Raw genomic sequence first — 15,933 nt, 5'->3', positions numbered from 1 at the left:
TGAATTGAGAACGATAAGATGATTGACACAATCAGTTGGATCACGGTCTACCCAGAAATCGTCCTGTTGGCGATGGCCTGCATCATTGCACTGGTAGATCTGGCCGTTAAAAGCCCCCGCCGCACAGGCACCTATGCCTTGACGCTTCTGACCCTGGGCGTGGTGGCCTTCCTGCAAGGCCTTTACGCCAACGGTAATACCACCTTGTACGGCTTTGGCAACATGGTTGTCAGCGATCCCATGGGTAACTGGCTGAAGTGTTTTGCCACCATCTCGGTCATGGTGACCCTGGTTTACGGCCGTCCCTATGCTGGCGACCGTGGCATGCTGCAGGGCGGCGAAATGTTCACCCTCAGCCTGTTTGCGCTGCTGGGCATGTCGGTGATGATTTCGGGCAACAACTTCCTGGTCATTTACATGGGGCTGGAGCTGTTGACGCTGTCCAGCTACGCGCTGGTGGCTTTGCGCCGTGACAACGCGACGGCCAGCGAAGCGGCCATGAAGTACTTCGTGCTGGGCGCCCTGGCTTCGGGCTTCCTGCTGTACGGCTTGTCCATGCTGTATGGCGCTACCGGCACGCTGGAAGTCGGCCAGGTGTTCAAGGTCATCGCTTCCGGCCAGGTCAAGCACCAGGTGCTGGTATTCGGCTTGGTATTTGTGGTGGCAGGCTTGGCATTCAAATTGGGCGTAGTGCCGTTCCATATGTGGATTCCCGATGTCTACCAAGGTGCCCCCACCGCGGTGACCCTGATGATTGGTGGCGCGCCCAAGCTGGCAGCATTTGCCATCACCATCCGCTTGCTGGTCGAGGGCATGCTGCCCCTTGCTATCGACTGGCAGCAAATGCTGGTGGTGCTGTCGATTGGCTCGTTGCTGATCGGTAACCTGGCTGCTGTGGCACAAACCAATTTGAAGCGCATGTTGGCGTACTCGACGATTTCCCAGATGGGTTTTGTCTTGCTGGGCCTGCTGTCGGGTGTGGTCAACGGCAACACCTTGTCGGCAGCCAATGCCTACAGCTCGTCAATGTTCTATGTGATCACCTATGTGCTCACCACCTTGGCTGGCTTCGGTGTCATCTTGCTGCTGGCCCGCGAAGGCTTTGAAAGCGAAGAGATTTCTGACTTGGCGGGCCTGAACGAGCGTAGCCCGCTGTACGCAGCGATCATGGCCATCTGCCTGTTCTCCATGGCCGGTATTCCTCCTATGGTCGGCTTCTATGCCAAGCTGTCGGTGCTGCAGGCGCTGATCGCCTCGGGCTACACCGGCTATATCGCTCTGGCGGTGTTTGCGGTTTTGATGTCGCTGATTGGCGCCTTCTACTACCTGCGCGTGGTCAAGGTCATGTATTTCGATGCGCCCATCACCGTCAGCACCGTGTCTGCGCCGTTGGATGTGCGTGCCGTGTTGACCGTCAATGGCGCCTTGGTCTTGATCCTGGGCATCGTGCCCGGCGGCTTGATGACCCTGTGCGCGCGCGCCATTGTGCTGACGCTGGGTACCTGATGCCTGCAGGGGCAGTGCTTCAGTGACGCAGACCGCTTCGGTATTCTTGCTCTTACTGGTGGCGGTCTGCGCCGCCAACCTGCCATTTTTGAGCGCTCGGCTGTTTGCGGTGTGGCCCTTGTCCCAGGGCAAATCGCTGGCTTGGCGCATGCTGGAGCTGGTGGTGTACTACTTCGTTGTAGGCGGCCTGGGCTTGCTGCTGGAAAAGCATGCTGGCCAGATCGCTCCCCAGGGTTGGGAGTTCTATGCCATCACCGGTACCTTGTTCGTCACCCTCGCATTCCCCGGCTTCGTAGCCCGTTACCTGCTCAAGCAGCGCAGCTAGCGTTTGCTGGCTTGGCGCGGGTGGCAAGCTCTTTTGTCTTTTCTCATCGCCCACCATGCATATCCAAGACCAGCACCTGATCGAACGCAAAGTGGACAGCGCTGAGCTGCTCAAGGGCAGCTTTTTGCATGCGTTCCGCGATACCGTGCAATTGCCCGACGGCAGCATGGCGACCCGCGAATATGTGCAGCATCCGGGGGCGGTGATGGTTGTACCCATGCTGGACGATGGCCGCCTGGTCATGGAGCGGCAGTACCGCTACCCGCTGCAGCAGGTAATGGTCGAGTTCCCGGCCGGCAAGCTGGATGCGGGCGAATCCACGTTTGCCTGCGCCCAGCGCGAGCTACTGGAAGAAACCGGCTATTCCGCCACCGAATGGGCACGCGCGGGCGTGCTGCACCCGGTGATTGCCTATTCCACAGAATTTATCGAAATCTGGTTCGCGCGTGGGCTCAGCCTGGGCGAACGCCGCCTGGATGCAGGCGAGTTTCTGGACGTTTTCACGGCCAGCTTGCCCGAACTGTTGCTCTGGTGCCGAGATGGCCAGGTTACCGATGGCAAGACCCTGACCGCCGCCTTGTGGTTGCAAAACCTGGCTAGCGGCGCATGGACATTGGACTGGCAGCCTGCAGCCACCCAGGCTACGGCGGGATAATCCGCCCATGAAGGTTCTGGATCTCCAATGCGCACACCAGCACCGGTTCGAGGGCTGGTTTGGCTCGGAAGATGATTTCCAGAGCCAGCTGGGCCGCGGCCTGGTGGAGTGCCCGATGTGCGGCAGCACCCATATTTCCAAGATGCTCAGCGCGCCGCGCTTGAATCTGGGCGCGGTGCAACCCGTCGTAGCCGATGCACCTGCTGCGCCGGCCGAACCAAGCCGGGTGCCGGCAACCGCAGCGCCTGCAGATCCCGGCGTGCAAGCCGCCTGGATGAAGATGGTGCGCCACGTCATGGCCAACACCGAAGACGTGGGCAGCCAGTTCGCCGAAGAGGCGCGCAAGATCCACTACGGCGAGCGCAAGGAACGCAACATCCGGGGCGAGGCCACAGCCGAAGAAACCGAAGCCTTGCTGGACGAGGGCATAGACGTGCTACCCCTGCCAATCCCCGCCGCTCTCAAACGCCCTCTGCAGTAAAAATTGGCGGCGCTATATATTTAATAGCTGCTACCGCATGCTAAATAAGCGCCAGCGGCACAAAAGGCCCTAAGCCGGCGCAATGACCACCCCTTCCAGAGATACCGCAGAACCGGCTTTGCCGGGCTGCAGGTATCGCCCCCTGCAAGGGGGGCGAAAAGTGCGCAGCACTGCAGCCTGGGGGTGTGCCAATCTCAGGGATACAGGCCGCGCAGTTCACGCGTATGCAGGATCCGCTTGCAGGCCACGATGAAGGTGGCAGTCCGCAGACTTACCTTGTTGTCCTGCGCGACCAGCCAGACGGCAGAGAACGCTTCCTTCATGATGCGCACCAGGCGCGCATTGATCTCGTCTTCGTCCCAGAAGAAGCTCGAGAAGTCCTGCACCCATTCAAAGTAGCTGACCGTCACGCCGCCGGCATTGGCGATCACGTCGGGCAGTACCAGGATGTTGCGTTCATGCAGGATGTCGTCAGCCTCGGGGGTGGTCGGGCCATTCGCGCCTTCGATCACCATGCGGGCCTGGATGCGGCCGGCGTTGGCCGCCGTGATTTGCTGCTCCAGTGCTGCGGGGATCAGGATGTCGCAAGGCACTTCCCAGAACTTGTCGTTGCTGATGACTTCGGCGCCGTCAAAGCCGCCCACACTGCCCGTGGCCTGCACATGCTTGAGCAGGGAGGGCACATCCAGCCCGGCTTCGCGGTAGATGGTGCCGCCATGGTCTTGCACCGCCACCACCCGGGCGCCGGCTTCGGCAAACAGCTTGCCGGCCACACCGCCCACATTGCCAAAGCCTTGTACGGCCACGCGGGCGGTCGAGATGTCCAGCCCGATGTGTTTGGCGGCTTCCACACCCACGGTGTAGACGCCGCGGCCCGTGGCCTCGCGTCGGCCGAGTGAGCCGCCCAGATCGACTGGCTTGCCGGTGACCACGCCGGTGGCCGTCGAGCCCTGGTTCATGGAATAGGTATCCATCATCCAGGCCATGATCTGCTCGTTGGTGTTCACGTCGGGCGCCGGAATGTCCTTGTTCGGGCCGATGATGATGCCGATCTCGCTGGTGTAGCGGCGCGTCATGCGCTCCAGCTCGCCGCGCGACAAGGTCTTGGGGTCGACGCGGATACCGCCCTTGGCGCCGCCGTAGGGCACGTTCACCGCTGCGTTCTTGATCGACATCCAGGCCGACAGCGCCATCACTTCGGACAGGGTCACGTCCTGGTGGAAGCGCACGCCGCCTTTGCCCGGGCCGCGCGAGGTGTTGTGCTGTACGCGGTAGCCTTCAAAGTGGCGCACCGTGCCGTCGTCCAGATGGATAGGCACGTCGACCACCAAAATGCGCTTGGGACGCTTCAGCGTTTCCACCCAGCGGGCCAGATTGCCCAGATAGGGTTCGACCCGGTCTACCTGCTGGAGAAAAATACCCCAGGGGCCTACATGGTCGGGATTAAGGTAAGAGGGCAGCGCATGGGCTGTAGGCGCAGTGGTAGACATAGGTTTAATTCCCTAATTGAAGTTGGAAGCCGCAAGCTTAGAAGCCCTCAGCGCGTCTGTCCAAGGCCAGCTTCAAACCAATCTATGCAAAAAATGCATCAAATGAACAAAGCGGTTTCATGCCGTTGTTGTAGGGTCTAGTCCTAGCAGTTTTTCGGCCTGTACCCGCAGCGGCGGCAGCAGCTGGCCGATCAACGCCAGCTGGGTCTGCACCACCTGGTGGGCCGCGTCCGTGCCCGGTGTTTCGGCCTCCAGCGCCGCCACCAGTGCCGGTTCGGCCTCGCTGGCCGGCGGCACCGGCTGGCGCTGGGCCAGGCTACGCGCCAATTGCTCCAGCGCGCTGGCCATCAGTTCGGCGGCCTGGGCGGTGCCTGCATCGGCGGCTGGGTCCAGCAAGGCCTCGCGGTGCGCGCCTAGCGCCGACAGGTAGTTCAGCAAGGTATGCGACAGCAGCAAAAAGCGCAGGCCGCTGTCACCCCGGCCCTGCAGAAAACCCGGCTCCTGGAACAGGTTGGACAAGGCGGTGGACAGTGCCGCATCGGCGTTGTGCGCATTGCGCCGGGCCAGCCGGTAGGCCAGGTCGTCGCGCTTGCCGCTGTGGTACTGGGCCATGATTTCGCGCAGGTACTTGCTGCAGGCGGCCAGCGGCCGGGCCGCCACCTCGTGCATGCGCCGGGCCTGCCAGTCGGGCAGTATCAGGAACACCGCCAGCCCGGCGATCAGGCTGCCCAGCAGCGTGTCCACCATGCGCGGCACGATCAGGCCGTAGCCGTCGCCGATCTGGTTGAAGCACAGCAGCACCACCAGGGTCATGGCGCCGGTGGCCAGCGCGTAATGCCGCGTGCGGTTGCCGAAGAACACCACCCCGGCCGCTACCGCGAACATGGCTTGCAGCAAAGGGCTGGGGAACAGCCGGAACAGCGCCCAGCCCACCACCAGCCCGGCCATGGTGCCCACCACCCGCTGCACCATGCGCCGGCGCGTCGCACCAAAGCTTTGCTGGCAGACGAACAGCGTGGTCAGCAGAATCCAGTAGCCCTGGCGCGCGTGGATGTAGTGCAGCAGGCCATAGCCAATGGCCAGCGCCAAGCCCAGCCGCACTGCGTGGCGGAACAGCGGTGTCGACGGCGTGAGCTGCAGCCAGACCCGGTCAAAAGCTTCGCGCAGCGACTGCGGCGAGCGGTCCAGCAGGCTCAGGTCCTGCGGCTCGGTCTCGGCGATGGGCTGGCTGGCGCGGGCCAGCCGGGCCTGCAGCGTGCCCAGGTTCTTGGCCAGCGCCGTCAGCGTGGCCAGCAGGCGCTGCCACTGCGGGCGCTGCAGCGATTCCAAATGGGCCAGCGCGTCCTGCAAATCCTGCAGCGCCTGGGCGCTGGCGGTTTCGGGCAGCACCGGCACGCGCAGCAGCACCGCCCGGGCCAGCCGCTCGCAGGCATGGCCTTGCAGCTTCAGCAGCCGCTGGCAGCGGAACAGCACATCGCTGTGGAAGAAGGTTTCGGTCAGCTCGCTGTACGGCGAATGCGAAGAACTGGCCCGCTCATGCACCTCCTGGGCGATGAAGTACAGCTGCAGGTAATGCTGCATGCGGTGGCTGGGCACGGCCTCCATGCGGCTCCAGATGCTTTCCTTGGTGGCGTTCAGTGCCGTTACCACTTGGCCGTTGCGCTGGGCCAGGGCCAGGCGCTTGACCTCCTGGTCGATGCCGCGCACCGGTTCGAACAGCGAGGCCTTGAGCTGCAGATAGCCGCCCAGCACGCGGTACAGCTGGGCCAGGTTTTGCTGCACCGGCTGGTGGGTGAACAGCGCGCTCCACAGCACCGACAACAGGCCATACCAGGTGGCACCGCCCAGCAGCAGCACCGGCTCCAGCCAGAACGCCTGGTCGCTGTTGGCGCGCTGGTCCATGCCGATGGTGGTGTAGATCGACAAAATCAGCGTGCCGTAGGCAATCGCCTGGTAGCGCGGGCCGATGGCGCCCAGCATGGTCAGGCAGAAGGTTGACAGCACCATGCCCAGCACAAACAGCCAGGGGTGCGGAAACAGCGCCTGCACCGCAAACGCCGCCAGCGCAAAGCACAGCAGCGTCACCAGCAGCGCGCGCAGCCGGCCGCGCCAGTTGTCGTCGGTCTCGGCCAGCGCACAGGCGATGGTGCCCAGGAACAGCGGCATCACCAGTTCCATGCTGTCGCGCGTCCAGCAGGCGGCCATGGTGCTGCTCAGCGCGATAAAGATGCGCAGGCTGTACGGAAACGTGTCCAGCGCCCAGAGGCGGCGCAGAGACTGGGAGAGCGGGAGGAAGGGCATGGCGCAAAAATCTAGGGTGTGCTATTCAAAATATAGCTGTCTGCGCTGGTAGGTACTGCGCTAGAGCCTTATTTTATGCACAAACCATGCCCGGCGGCCGTGTGGTTTACACGGTGAATTGCAGCGCCGCCAGCCGCGCGTACACGCCGTCCGCCGCCACCAGCGCCGCATGCGTGCCTTGCTCGACGATGTGGCCGTGCTCCAGCACCACGATGCGGTCGGCCTGCTGTACGGTGGCCAGGCGGTGGGCGATCACCAGGGTGGTGCGGCCGCGCATGGCCGACTCCAGCGCCGCCTGCACCATGCGCTCGCTCTCGGCGTCCAGCGCGCTGGTGGCTTCGTCCAGCAGCAGCAGCGGGGCGTTTTTCAGCATCGCACGGGCAATCGCCACACGCTGGCGCTGGCCGCCGCTTAGGCGCACACCGCGCTCGCCCAGAAAGGTGTTGTAGCCCTCGGGCAGGGCGGTGATGAATTCATGCGCAAACGCCGACTGTGCGGCAGCCACCACCTCGGCATCGGTCGCGTCGGGCCGGCCATAGCGGATGTTTTCCAGCGCGCTGGTCGAGAACATCACCGCGTCCTGCGGCACGATGCCGATGTGCTGGCGCAGGTCCTGCAGATCCATGTCGCGCGTGTCCACGCCGTTGATGCGGATGCGGCCCGACTGCGGGTCGTAAAAGCGCAGCAGCAGCTGGAACACCGTGCTCTTGCCCGCACCACTGGAGCCGACCAGGGCCACCGTCTCGCCAGGTGCTACGTTCAGGCTGAACTGGCCCAGCGCAGGCTGCAGTGGGCGCGATGGGTAGTTGAAATTAATGCTATCAAAATTGATAGCGCTCCCCGCTTGTGTAATCAGCGCTGGAGCCGGATTTTGTGCAGATTTGATGGGTGACTCGGTAGCCAGCAGCTCCATCAGCCGCTCGCTGGCGCCGGCGGCGCGCAGCACATCACCATACACCTCGCCCAGCACCGCGGTGGCGCCGGCCAGGATGATCACGTAGACCACGGTCTGCCCCAGGTGCCCGGCGCTGATCGTGCCCTGCAGCACCGCCTGCGTGCCCTGGTACAGGCCCCATAGCAGCGCACCGGATGTGGCGGTGATGATGAAGGCCACCAGCACGGATCGCGCCTTGCTGCGCCCCACGGCGGTCTGGAAGGCGGCGGCGGTCGAGTCATTGAAGCGCGCCGATTCGCGCGCCTCGGCGGTATAGCTTTGCACCACCGGAATCGCGTTCAGCACCTCGGCGGCAATCGCGCTGCTGTCGGCCACCCGGTCCTGGCTGGCGCGCGACAGCTTGCGCACGCGCCTGCCAAACCACACGCTGGGCAGCACGATCAGCAGCAGCACGCCAAACACCTGGGTCATCACCACCGGGTTGGTCCAGACCAGCACGCCCAAAGCGCCTATGCCCATCACCGCGTTGCGCAAGCCCATGCTCAGCGACGAGCCGACCACGGTTTGCACCAGGGTGGTGTCCACCGTCAGGCGCGACAGCACCTCGCCGGTCTGGGTGGTTTCAAAGAATTCCGGGCTCTGCCGCAGCACATGGGCGTAGACGGCGTTGCGGATGTCGGCCGTGACCCGCTCGCCCAGCCAACTGACGGTATAGAAGCGTGCCGCCGAGAACAGGCCCAGCGCCGCCGCCACCGCGAACAGCTCGAAGAAATGGTTGCGCAGCGCCAGCACCTGGGCGCCGCGGTCGATGCCGCCGTCGGCGCCGGTGGTCACCAGGCCCTGGTCGATCAGTGCCCGCAGCGCCAGCGGAAACGCCAGCGTGGCGCCGGCCGCCAGCACCAGGAACAGGATGGCTAGCAGGATGCGTCCGCGGTAGGGCCGCAGGTAGGGCAGCAGGCCCGACAGCGCACGCGGCGAGGCTTTGGCGGGCGCGCTTGCCGTAGAGGAGGGTGCAGACACGGGAAGGGTGGTGGAGGTAGCCATAGTCTGCGAGTGTAGCGAAAGACGATGATGCAACAAACAAAGACTTGACAATAATTGCCTAAGCAATTAATAATACGGGCTATGAACACGCCCACCAACCCGGTACCCGAGACCACGCCGGCTTTTTATGCGCCGGACAGCTACGTCGCCAGCGGCGGCAGCGTAGGCCACCTGATGTCCCAGGTGGTCACCGCCTTGTCGCAAGAGCTGGAGCGCCAGTTTGAACCCAGCGGGCTGACCAACGCCCAATGGAAGCCGTTGTTCAAGCTGTCTACCGGCGAGGTGTCTACCGTCGCCGAGCTGGCCCGGGTCTGCATGCTGGATGCTGGCGGTATGACCCGCATGCTGGACCGACTGGAGGCCAAAGGCCTGTGCCAGCGCGAGCGCTCTTCCGAAGACCGCCGCGTGGTGAACCTGGCCCTTACTGACGCCGGCCGCGAGGCCGCCAAAGAGATCCCCGAGGTGTTGAGCCGCGTGCAGAACGCTTACCTGGACGGCTTCACCGTCGAGGAATGGCAGGCCCTGAAAGGCTATCTGCGCCGCATGCTGGACAACGCCAACAAGGTGCAACAACAGAACCAACTCCTGGACGAGAACAAGAATGGCTCCTAAATCCTTTAGCTCTGTGCCACGCTTTGCGCTGGCCGCCACCGTGCTGGCCGCATTGACTGCCTGCGCCAACTATTCCGGCATCCGCCCCGAGGCGACGCTGCGTGAAACCCCGTCGCTGGGCCTGGATGCCGCTGCGGCGCCGGTCGCCAGCATCGACGCCGAATGGTGGCATGGCTTCCAGGACGCCCAGCTGGACCAGTTGGTGGCCCAGGCGCTGGAGGGCAGCCCCAGCCTGAAGCTGGCCCAGGCCCGCCTGCGCCGCGCCCAGGCCGCCACCGAGCTGGCCGATGCCGCCACCCTGCCGCAAATCGGTGCCGACGTCAGCGCTACCCACCAGAAATACACCGCCACCGGCGCCGTGCCCGCGCCCCTGGCCGGCTCGATCCGTGACACCGGCACGGCGCAGCTGACGGCCAGCTGGGAGCTGGACTTCTTCGGCAAGAACCGCGCCGCCCTGGACGTCGCCCTGGGCCAGGCCAAGGCCGCCCAGGCCGACACCCAGGCCGCCCGCGTGCTGCTGGTCAGTCAGGTGGCGCGCAGCTACTTCCAGCTGTTGCGTCTGGACGGCCAGCTGCAATTGGCGAATCGCACCTTGGCCCAGCGCAGCGAGCTGCTGCAGCTGGTGCAAGACCGGGTCAGCGCCGGGCTGGACACGCGTCTCGAACTCAAGCAAAGCGAGGGCAGCCTGCCCGAAGCCCGCCAGCAGGTCGAGGCTCTGAACGAGCAGATCGCCCTGGCACGCAATGCCTTGTCGGCCCTGGTGGGCAAGCCGAATGTGGCGGATGCGCTGAATTTACCTGCACTGGCAGCTATCAAAACCGCAGCAAACGCACAGGCTATTCCGGCCGACCTGCTGGGCCGCCGCGCCGACATCGCCGCCGCCCGCTGGCGCATCGAGGCCGCGGGCCAGGACGTGGCCAGCGCCAAGGCGCAGTTCTATCCAAACATCAACCTGGTGGGCTTTGCTGGCTTCTCCAGCATCGGCCTGGGCAACCTGCTGCAGTCGAACAGCCAGCAGTGGGGCATAGGCCCGGCCATCCATTTGCCGATCTTCGACGCCGGCCGCCTGCGTGCCGGCCTGCGCGGCAAGACCGCCGACCTGGACGCGGCGGTGGAGAGCTACAACGCGGCCCTGGTCGATGCGGTGCGCGACGTGGCCGACCAGTTGGCATCGCAGCAGTCCATCGCGTTGCAGCAAACCCAGCAGCAGCAGGCCCAGGCCGCGTCCGAAGCCGCCTACGAGATTGCCGTGCAGCGCTACCGCGCCGGTCTGGGCAACTACCTGAACGTGCTGAGCGCCGAGACCGCCGTGCTGGCCCAGCGCCGCCTGCAGGTGGATCTGGCCGCCCGCGCCCTGGATACCCAGGTGGCGCTGATCCGTGCCCTGGGCGGCGGCTACACCGCAAATGCTCCTGAATCCATAGCTTCTCGCGCAGTTGGAATCAGCGGCTAAGCCCTATTTAGTTTAAATAAATCGCTCCTATTTTTGATAGCAGGTACACACCATGAATGCTCCAGTCACCCCTAACGCAGCCGCTCCCGCCACCAACCCCAAGCGCAAGAAGTCGCTGATCACCATCGCCGCCGTGGTGGTGCTGGCCGGCCTCGGCTGGGCCGCTTACGACGCGGTCATCGCCAGCCACTACGAGAACACCGACAACGCCTACGTGCAGGGCAATGTGATCCAGATCACCCCGCAGGTTGGCGGCACGGTGCAGGCCATCATGGCCGACGACACCGACTTCGTGAAAGCCGGCCAGCCGCTGGTGCAGCTGGACCCTGCCGACGCCAAGCTGGCGCTCGACCAGGCCGAGGCCAACTTGGCCCAGGCCGTACGCCAGGTGCGCACCCTGTACGCCAACAACGGCGCGCTGGCTGCCCAGGTGGCGCTGCGCAGTGCCGATGTGGCGCGTTCCCAAACCGATATCGCCCGCGCCCAGAGCGAGGTGGACCGCGCGGCTGACGACCTGCGCCGGCGCCAGGCCCTGAGCGGCAATGGCGCGGTGTCCAAAGAAGAACTCAGCCACGCGCAAACCCAGCTGGCTACCGCCAAGAGCGGCCTGTCCACGGTGGAAGCCAGCATCGCATCGGCCCAGGCCGGCGTGGTGGCGGCCAAGGAGCAGTTGGCCAGCAACCAGGCCCAGACCGATGGCACCAGCGTCGAGCAGCACCCCAGCGTGCAAGCCGCTGCCGCCAAGGTGCGCGAAGCCTATCTCGCCAGCCAGCGCGCGGCCGTCGCCGCCCCGGTCGATGGCTATGTGGCCAAGCGCACCATCCAGTTGGGCCAGCGCATCGCCGCCGGCACATCCATGATGTCCATCATCCCGCTGAATCAGGTGTGGGTGGATGCCAACTTCAAGGAAGTCCAGCTGCGCAATATCCGTATCGGCCAGCCCGTGCAGCTGACCGCCGACCTGTACGGCAAGAAGATGGAATACACCGGCACCGTGGCCGGCCTCGGCGTCGGCACGGGCGCCGCCTTTGCGCTGCTGCCTGCGCAGAACGCCACCGGCAACTGGATCAAGGTGGTGCAGCGCGTGCCGGTGCGCATCGCGTTGGATCCGGCCCAGTTGGTAGCCAACCCGCTGCGCGTCGGCCTGTCGATGGACGCGACCATCGACGTGCGCCAGCGCGACGGCAAGATGCTGGCCGACGCACCGCGCAGCGGCGCAGTCACCAGCCTGGCCGTTCCGAATGAGCAGGCCGCCGATGCCGAAGTGCAGCGCGTGATCGCCGCCAACCTCGGCCATGGCGTAGCCAATGTGGCCAAGGCCGTCAAGTCCAATAAGACGGACAAGGCCGTGGAAGCCCCGGCCGCGCTGGCCGCCGCGCCCGCTGCCGTGGCCCTGGCGCACTAATAACGTCCATCAGGTCTACGCCGATGTCTTCTTCCTTCACTTACGTTCCGCCGCCCCCGCTCGAGGGTTCGGCCCGCATGTGGGGCACCATCGCCTTGTCCACCGCCACGTTCATGAACGTGCTGGACACCTCGATTGCCAACGTGTCCTTGTCGGCCATCGCCGGGGACCTGGGCGTGAGCCCGAACCAGGGTACCTGGGTCATCACCAGCTTTGCTGTGGCGAATGCGATCTCCGTGCCCTTGACCGGCTGGCTGTCGCAACGCTTCGGCCAGGTGCGCTTGTTCGTCACCAGCATCTTGCTGTTCGTGCTGGCCTCGTGGCTGTGCGGCCTGGCGCCGAACATGACTTCGCTGATCGCCTTCCGCATCCTGCAGGGCTTTGTGGCCGGGCCGATGATTCCGCTGTCGCAGGCGCTGTTGTTGTCCAGCTACCCCAAGGCGCTGGCCGGTACGGCGATGGCGATGTGGGCCATGACCACCTTGGTGGCGCCGGTGATGGGGCCGCTGCTGGGCGGCTGGATCACCGACAACATCTCCTGGCCGTGGATTTTCTACATCAACATCCCCGTCGGCATTTTGGCCGCCGGTGCCGCCTGGAGCCTGTACCGCAAGCGCGAGTCGCCAACCAAGCAGTTGCCTATTGACGGCGTAGGCCTGGGCCTGCTGGTGGTCTGGGTCGGCGCCTTGCAGATCATGCTGGACAAGGGCAAGGAACTCGACTGGTTCCATTCCACCGAGGTGCAGATACTGGCCGCGATTGCGCTGGTCGGCTTCCTGTTCTTCCTGGCCTGGGAGCTGACCGACAAGCACCCGGTGATCGACCTGAGCCTGTTCGCCCGGCGCAATTTCTGGGCCGGTACGCTGGCTACATCGGTGGGCTATGGCCTGTTCTTCGGCAACGTGGTGTTGCTGCCGCTGTGGCTGCAGCAGTACATGGGCTATACCGCCACCCAGGCGGGCTTCATCCTGGCGCCGGTGGGACTGCTGGCCATCGTGCTGTCGCCCATCGTGGGTAAAAACGTGGCGAAGGTAGACCCGCGCCGGTTTGCCAGCTTTGCCTTCATCGTGTTCGCACTGGTGCTGTGGATGCGCTCGCGCTTCAATGTGCAGGCCGACGAAGCGACTCTGATGGTGCCGACCTTGATCCAGGGCGTGGCCATGGCTTTCTTTTTCATCCCGCTGAGCATTCTCACGCTGAGTGGCTTGACGCCAGACCGCATTCCCGCAGCCTCGGGCCTGACCAACTTTGTGCGCATCACCGCCGGTGCCTTTGGCACTTCGCTGGTCACCACGGTGTGGGAAAACCGCACGGCCTTGCACCATGCGCAGCTGTCTGAATACGTGAACCACGGCAGCCAGGCGGCCAACAGCACCTTGGCGGGCTTGGCGAATGCGGGCATGTCGCCCGAGCAGGCGCTGGCCCAGGTGAACCAGCTGGTCGGCCAGCAGGCGGCTACGCTGGCGGCGAACGATGTGTTTTTTGCCTCGTCGATTCTGTTCCTGATGCTGATCCCGTTGGTGTGGATTACCCGCCGGCCGCAAGCTGCAGGTGCGGCGGCGGCCGAAGCCGCTGCCGGTGCGCATTGATCCGTGGTTAAAATCAGGGTCCGATTCCTTTTACAAGAAGCTAGAAAGGCACTCCAGGTTATGACACCGCGAACTACAACCTCCTTGGTTTCAAGCACTATCAGGTCGTAGTCCGCGCACCTTGAGTGCATCTAGCTATTAAATTGTGAGCAAGCGCGGTCTTCGTACCGCGCTTTTTGCTTTCTGCAGTCCCGGCATACCGCTGTAAAAAACCACACACCATGATCCACATCACGCTCCCCGATGGCTCCATCCGCGAATTCCCCGGCCCGGTCACCGTCGCCGAAGTAGCTGCCTCCATCGGCACCGGCCTGGCCAAGGCCGCGCTGGCCGGCAAGATCAACGACACCGTGGTGGACACTAGTTACCAGATCACCGCCGATAGCCCGCTGGCCATCATCACCGCCAAGGACGCCGAAGGCCTGGACGTGATCCGCCATTCCACCGCCCACTTGCTGGCCTATGCGGTGAAGGAGCTGTTCCCTGAAGCCCAGGTGACGATTGGCCCGGTGATAGAAAACGGCTTCTTCTACGACTTCTCGTACAAGCGCCCATTCACGCCCGAGGATCTGCTGGCCATCGAAAAGAAGATGACGGCACTGGCCGCCAAGGACGAGCCCGTAACCCGCCGCGTGCTGCCGCGCGACGAGGCCGTGGCCTACTTCAAAGGCATTGGCGAGAACTACAAGGCCGAGATCATCGCCAGCATTCCGGCCAATGAAGACGTGTCGCTGTACCGCGAAGGCGCCTTCGAAGACCTGTGCCGCGGCCCCCACGTGCCCAGCACTGGCAAGCTCAAGCACTTCAAGCTGATGAAGCTGGCCGGTGCCTACTGGCGCGGCGACCACAACAACGAAATGCTGCAACGCGTCTACGGCACGGCCTGGGCCACCAAGGACGAGCTGCAAAACTATCTGACGCAGCTGGAAGAAGCCGAGAAGCGCGACCACCGCAAGCTGGGCCGCGAACTGGACCTGTTTCACATCGACGACCACGCGCCAGGCCTGGTGTTCTGGCACCCCAAGGGCTGGACGGTGTGGCAGGGCGTCGAGCAGTACATGCGCAAGGTTTACCAGGACAACGGCTACCAGGAAGTCAAAGGCCCGCAGGTGATCGACAAGACGCTGTGGGAGAAGACCGGCCACTGGGACAAGTACCGCGAAAACATGTTCACGACGGAATCGGAAAAGCGCGAATACGCGTTGAAGCCGATGAACTGCCCCGGCCATATCCTGATCTTCAAGCAAGGCATCAAGAGCTACCGCGACCTGCCGCTGCGCTTCGGTGAATTCGGCCAGTGCCACCGCAACGAGCCCTCGGGCGGTCTGCACGGCATCATGCGCGTGCGCGGCTTCACCCAGGACGATGGCCACATCTTCTGCACCGAAGACCAGATCCAGGCCGAGTGCGTGGCCTTCACCACGCTGCTGCAAAAGGTCTACAAGGATTTTGGTTTTACCGAGATCATCTACAAGCTGGCGACGCGGCCGGAAAAGCGCATCGGTTCCGAAGAGAGCTGGGACAAGGCCGAAAGCGCCCTGATGGCCGGCCTGCGCGCGTCGGGTTGCGACTTCCAGATTTCGGCCGGCGAGGGCGCCTTCTATGGTCCGAAGATCGAGTACACGCTGAAAGACGCGATTGGCCGCGAATGGCAGTGCGGCACCATGCAGGTCGATCCGAACATGCCCGAGCGCCTAGACGCCGAGTATGTGGGTGAGGATGGCGCTCGCCATCGCCCGGTGATGCTGCACCGTGCCATCGTCGGCAGCCTCGAGCGTTTTATTGGAATTTTGATCGAGCAACATGCTGGCGCGCTGCCCACTTGGCTGGCACCGGTGCAGGTTTCCATCCTCAATATCACCGAGTCGCAAGACGCTTACTGTCGTGAAATTGCCAAATTGCTGCAGAATCAAGGGCTTAGGGTTACGCTGGATCTGCGTAACGAAAAAATTACGCGTAAAATACGCGAGCATTCGATGCAAAAGCTTCCCTATATCCTCGTCGTAGGCGACAAGGAAAAAGAAGCCGGGTCCGTCGCAGTGCGCGCCCGAGGCAATATTGACCTCGGTGTGATGTCGCTACAGGACTTCCAGTCCAAAATTGCCAGCGACATTACGCTAAAACTGTAGTTTTTAAATAAACCAAGGCTTTAGTGCACGCCCTGTCTGCGGTAGTTG

Annotated in this window: 12 protein-coding genes; 9 read left to right on the top strand and 3 right to left on the bottom strand. The window is 63.8% G+C overall.

Translation table 11 applies throughout. The features are described from left to right. The first annotated feature begins 18 nt into the window (after positions 1–18). Genes nuoN through BLT66_RS15845 form a run of 4 tightly spaced genes read left to right on the top strand, consistent with a single transcriptional unit; the run spans position 19 to position 2,967 of the window. Positions 19–1,506: an NADH-quinone oxidoreductase subunit NuoN gene (nuoN, locus tag BLT66_RS15860; protein WP_092758802.1), complete on the top strand. Its 1,488-nt coding sequence runs from the start codon at positions 19–21 to the stop codon at positions 1,504–1,506. A 22-nt stretch (positions 1,507–1,528) separates the two neighbouring features. After that, entirely contained in the window at positions 1,529–1,831 is a 303-nt protein-coding gene (locus BLT66_RS15855; RefSeq protein WP_092758800.1) for a DUF2818 family protein, read from the top strand. A 55-nt stretch (positions 1,832–1,886) separates the two neighbouring features. Continuing rightward, positions 1,887–2,486: an NUDIX domain-containing protein gene (locus tag BLT66_RS15850; protein ID WP_092758798.1), complete on the top strand. Its 600-nt coding sequence runs from the start codon at positions 1,887–1,889 to the stop codon at positions 2,484–2,486. A gap of 7 nt (positions 2,487–2,493) precedes the next feature. Further along, positions 2,494–2,967 (top strand): DUF1178 family protein, encoded by a 474-nt coding sequence (locus tag BLT66_RS15845; RefSeq protein ID WP_092758796.1) that lies wholly within the window; start codon positions 2,494–2,496, stop codon positions 2,965–2,967. A gap of 194 nt (positions 2,968–3,161) precedes the next feature. On the opposite strand, the gene BLT66_RS15840 is transcribed toward BLT66_RS15845, so the two are convergent. The 3 genes from BLT66_RS15840 to BLT66_RS15830 all read right to left on the bottom strand — a co-directional run bounded on the left by BLT66_RS15840 (position 3,162) and on the right by BLT66_RS15830 (position 8,697). Beyond that, positions 3,162–4,457 carry a Glu/Leu/Phe/Val family dehydrogenase gene (locus tag BLT66_RS15840; protein WP_092758794.1) on the bottom strand — a complete coding sequence of 432 codons (1,296 nt, stop codon included), beginning with the start codon at positions 4,455–4,457 and terminating at the stop codon, positions 3,162–3,164. A gap of 117 nt (positions 4,458–4,574) precedes the next feature. Next, positions 4,575–6,758, bottom strand: coding sequence for a YccS family putative transporter (gene yccS, locus BLT66_RS15835; protein WP_092758792.1), 2,184 nt, complete (start codon positions 6,756–6,758; stop codon positions 4,575–4,577). A gap of 106 nt (positions 6,759–6,864) precedes the next feature. Then, positions 6,865–8,697: an ABC transporter transmembrane domain-containing protein gene (locus tag BLT66_RS15830; protein ID WP_092758790.1), complete on the bottom strand. Its 1,833-nt coding sequence runs from the start codon at positions 8,695–8,697 to the stop codon at positions 6,865–6,867. An 81-nt stretch (positions 8,698–8,778) separates the two neighbouring features. On the opposite strand from BLT66_RS15830, the gene BLT66_RS15825 reads away from it, so the two are divergent. The 5 genes from BLT66_RS15825 (at position 8,779) to thrS (ending at position 15,885) form a co-directional block, all read left to right on the top strand. Next, positions 8,779–9,309, top strand: a complete 531-nt coding sequence (locus BLT66_RS15825) for a MarR family winged helix-turn-helix transcriptional regulator (RefSeq protein ID WP_092758788.1) — start codon at positions 8,779–8,781, stop codon at positions 9,307–9,309. Next, positions 9,299–10,762: an efflux transporter outer membrane subunit gene (locus tag BLT66_RS15820; RefSeq protein WP_092758786.1), complete on the top strand. Its 1,464-nt coding sequence runs from the start codon at positions 9,299–9,301 to the stop codon at positions 10,760–10,762. The genes BLT66_RS15825 and BLT66_RS15820 overlap by 11 nt, the downstream gene beginning before the upstream one ends. Before the next feature lie 52 nt (positions 10,763–10,814). After that, a complete protein-coding gene (locus BLT66_RS15815) occupies positions 10,815–12,167 on the top strand; it encodes an HlyD/EmrA/EmrK family protein (protein ID WP_092758784.1) in 1,353 nt (450 codons plus the stop codon). Between the two features lie 23 nt (positions 12,168–12,190). Further along, positions 12,191–13,756 (top strand): DHA2 family efflux MFS transporter permease subunit, encoded by a 1,566-nt coding sequence (locus tag BLT66_RS15810; protein WP_092758782.1) that lies wholly within the window; start codon positions 12,191–12,193, stop codon positions 13,754–13,756. Positions 13,757–13,977: 221 nt separating this feature from the next. Further along, positions 13,978–15,885: a threonine--tRNA ligase gene (gene thrS / locus BLT66_RS15805; RefSeq protein WP_092758780.1), complete on the top strand. Its 1,908-nt coding sequence runs from the start codon at positions 13,978–13,980 to the stop codon at positions 15,883–15,885. Positions 15,886–15,933 lie beyond the last annotated feature (48 nt).

Origin of the sequence: Rhodoferax sp. OV413 (genome assembly GCF_900104385.1) — a bacterium.
Classification (GTDB): Bacteria; Pseudomonadota; Gammaproteobacteria; order Burkholderiales; family Burkholderiaceae_C; genus Rhodoferax_B.
The sequence above is the reverse complement of the archived record's forward strand: the minus strand, read 5'-3'. Positions and strand labels throughout refer to the sequence as shown.

Coding starts and splice junctions, on each gene's coding strand:
- BLT66_RS15825 (WP_092758788.1), top strand. CDS start 8,779: ATGAACACGCCCACCAACCCGGTACCCGAGACCACGCCGGCTTTTTAT.
- nuoN (WP_092758802.1), top strand. CDS start 19: ATGATTGACACAATCAGTTGGATCACGGTCTACCCAGAAATCGTCCTG.
- BLT66_RS15820 (WP_092758786.1), top strand. CDS start 9,299: ATGGCTCCTAAATCCTTTAGCTCTGTGCCACGCTTTGCGCTGGCCGCC.
- thrS (WP_092758780.1), top strand. CDS start 13,978: ATGATCCACATCACGCTCCCCGATGGCTCCATCCGCGAATTCCCCGGC.
- BLT66_RS15850 (WP_092758798.1), top strand. CDS start 1,887: ATGCATATCCAAGACCAGCACCTGATCGAACGCAAAGTGGACAGCGCT.
- yccS (WP_092758792.1), bottom strand. CDS start 6,758: ATGCCCTTCCTCCCGCTCTCCCAGTCTCTGCGCCGCCTCTGGGCGCTG.
- BLT66_RS15840 (WP_092758794.1), bottom strand. CDS start 4,457: ATGTCTACCACTGCGCCTACAGCCCATGCGCTGCCCTCTTACCTTAAT.
- BLT66_RS15830 (WP_092758790.1), bottom strand. CDS start 8,697: ATGGCTACCTCCACCACCCTTCCCGTGTCTGCACCCTCCTCTACGGCA.
- BLT66_RS15815 (WP_092758784.1), top strand. CDS start 10,815: ATGAATGCTCCAGTCACCCCTAACGCAGCCGCTCCCGCCACCAACCCC.
- BLT66_RS15845 (WP_092758796.1), top strand. CDS start 2,494: ATGAAGGTTCTGGATCTCCAATGCGCACACCAGCACCGGTTCGAGGGC.
- BLT66_RS15810 (WP_092758782.1), top strand. CDS start 12,191: ATGTCTTCTTCCTTCACTTACGTTCCGCCGCCCCCGCTCGAGGGTTCG.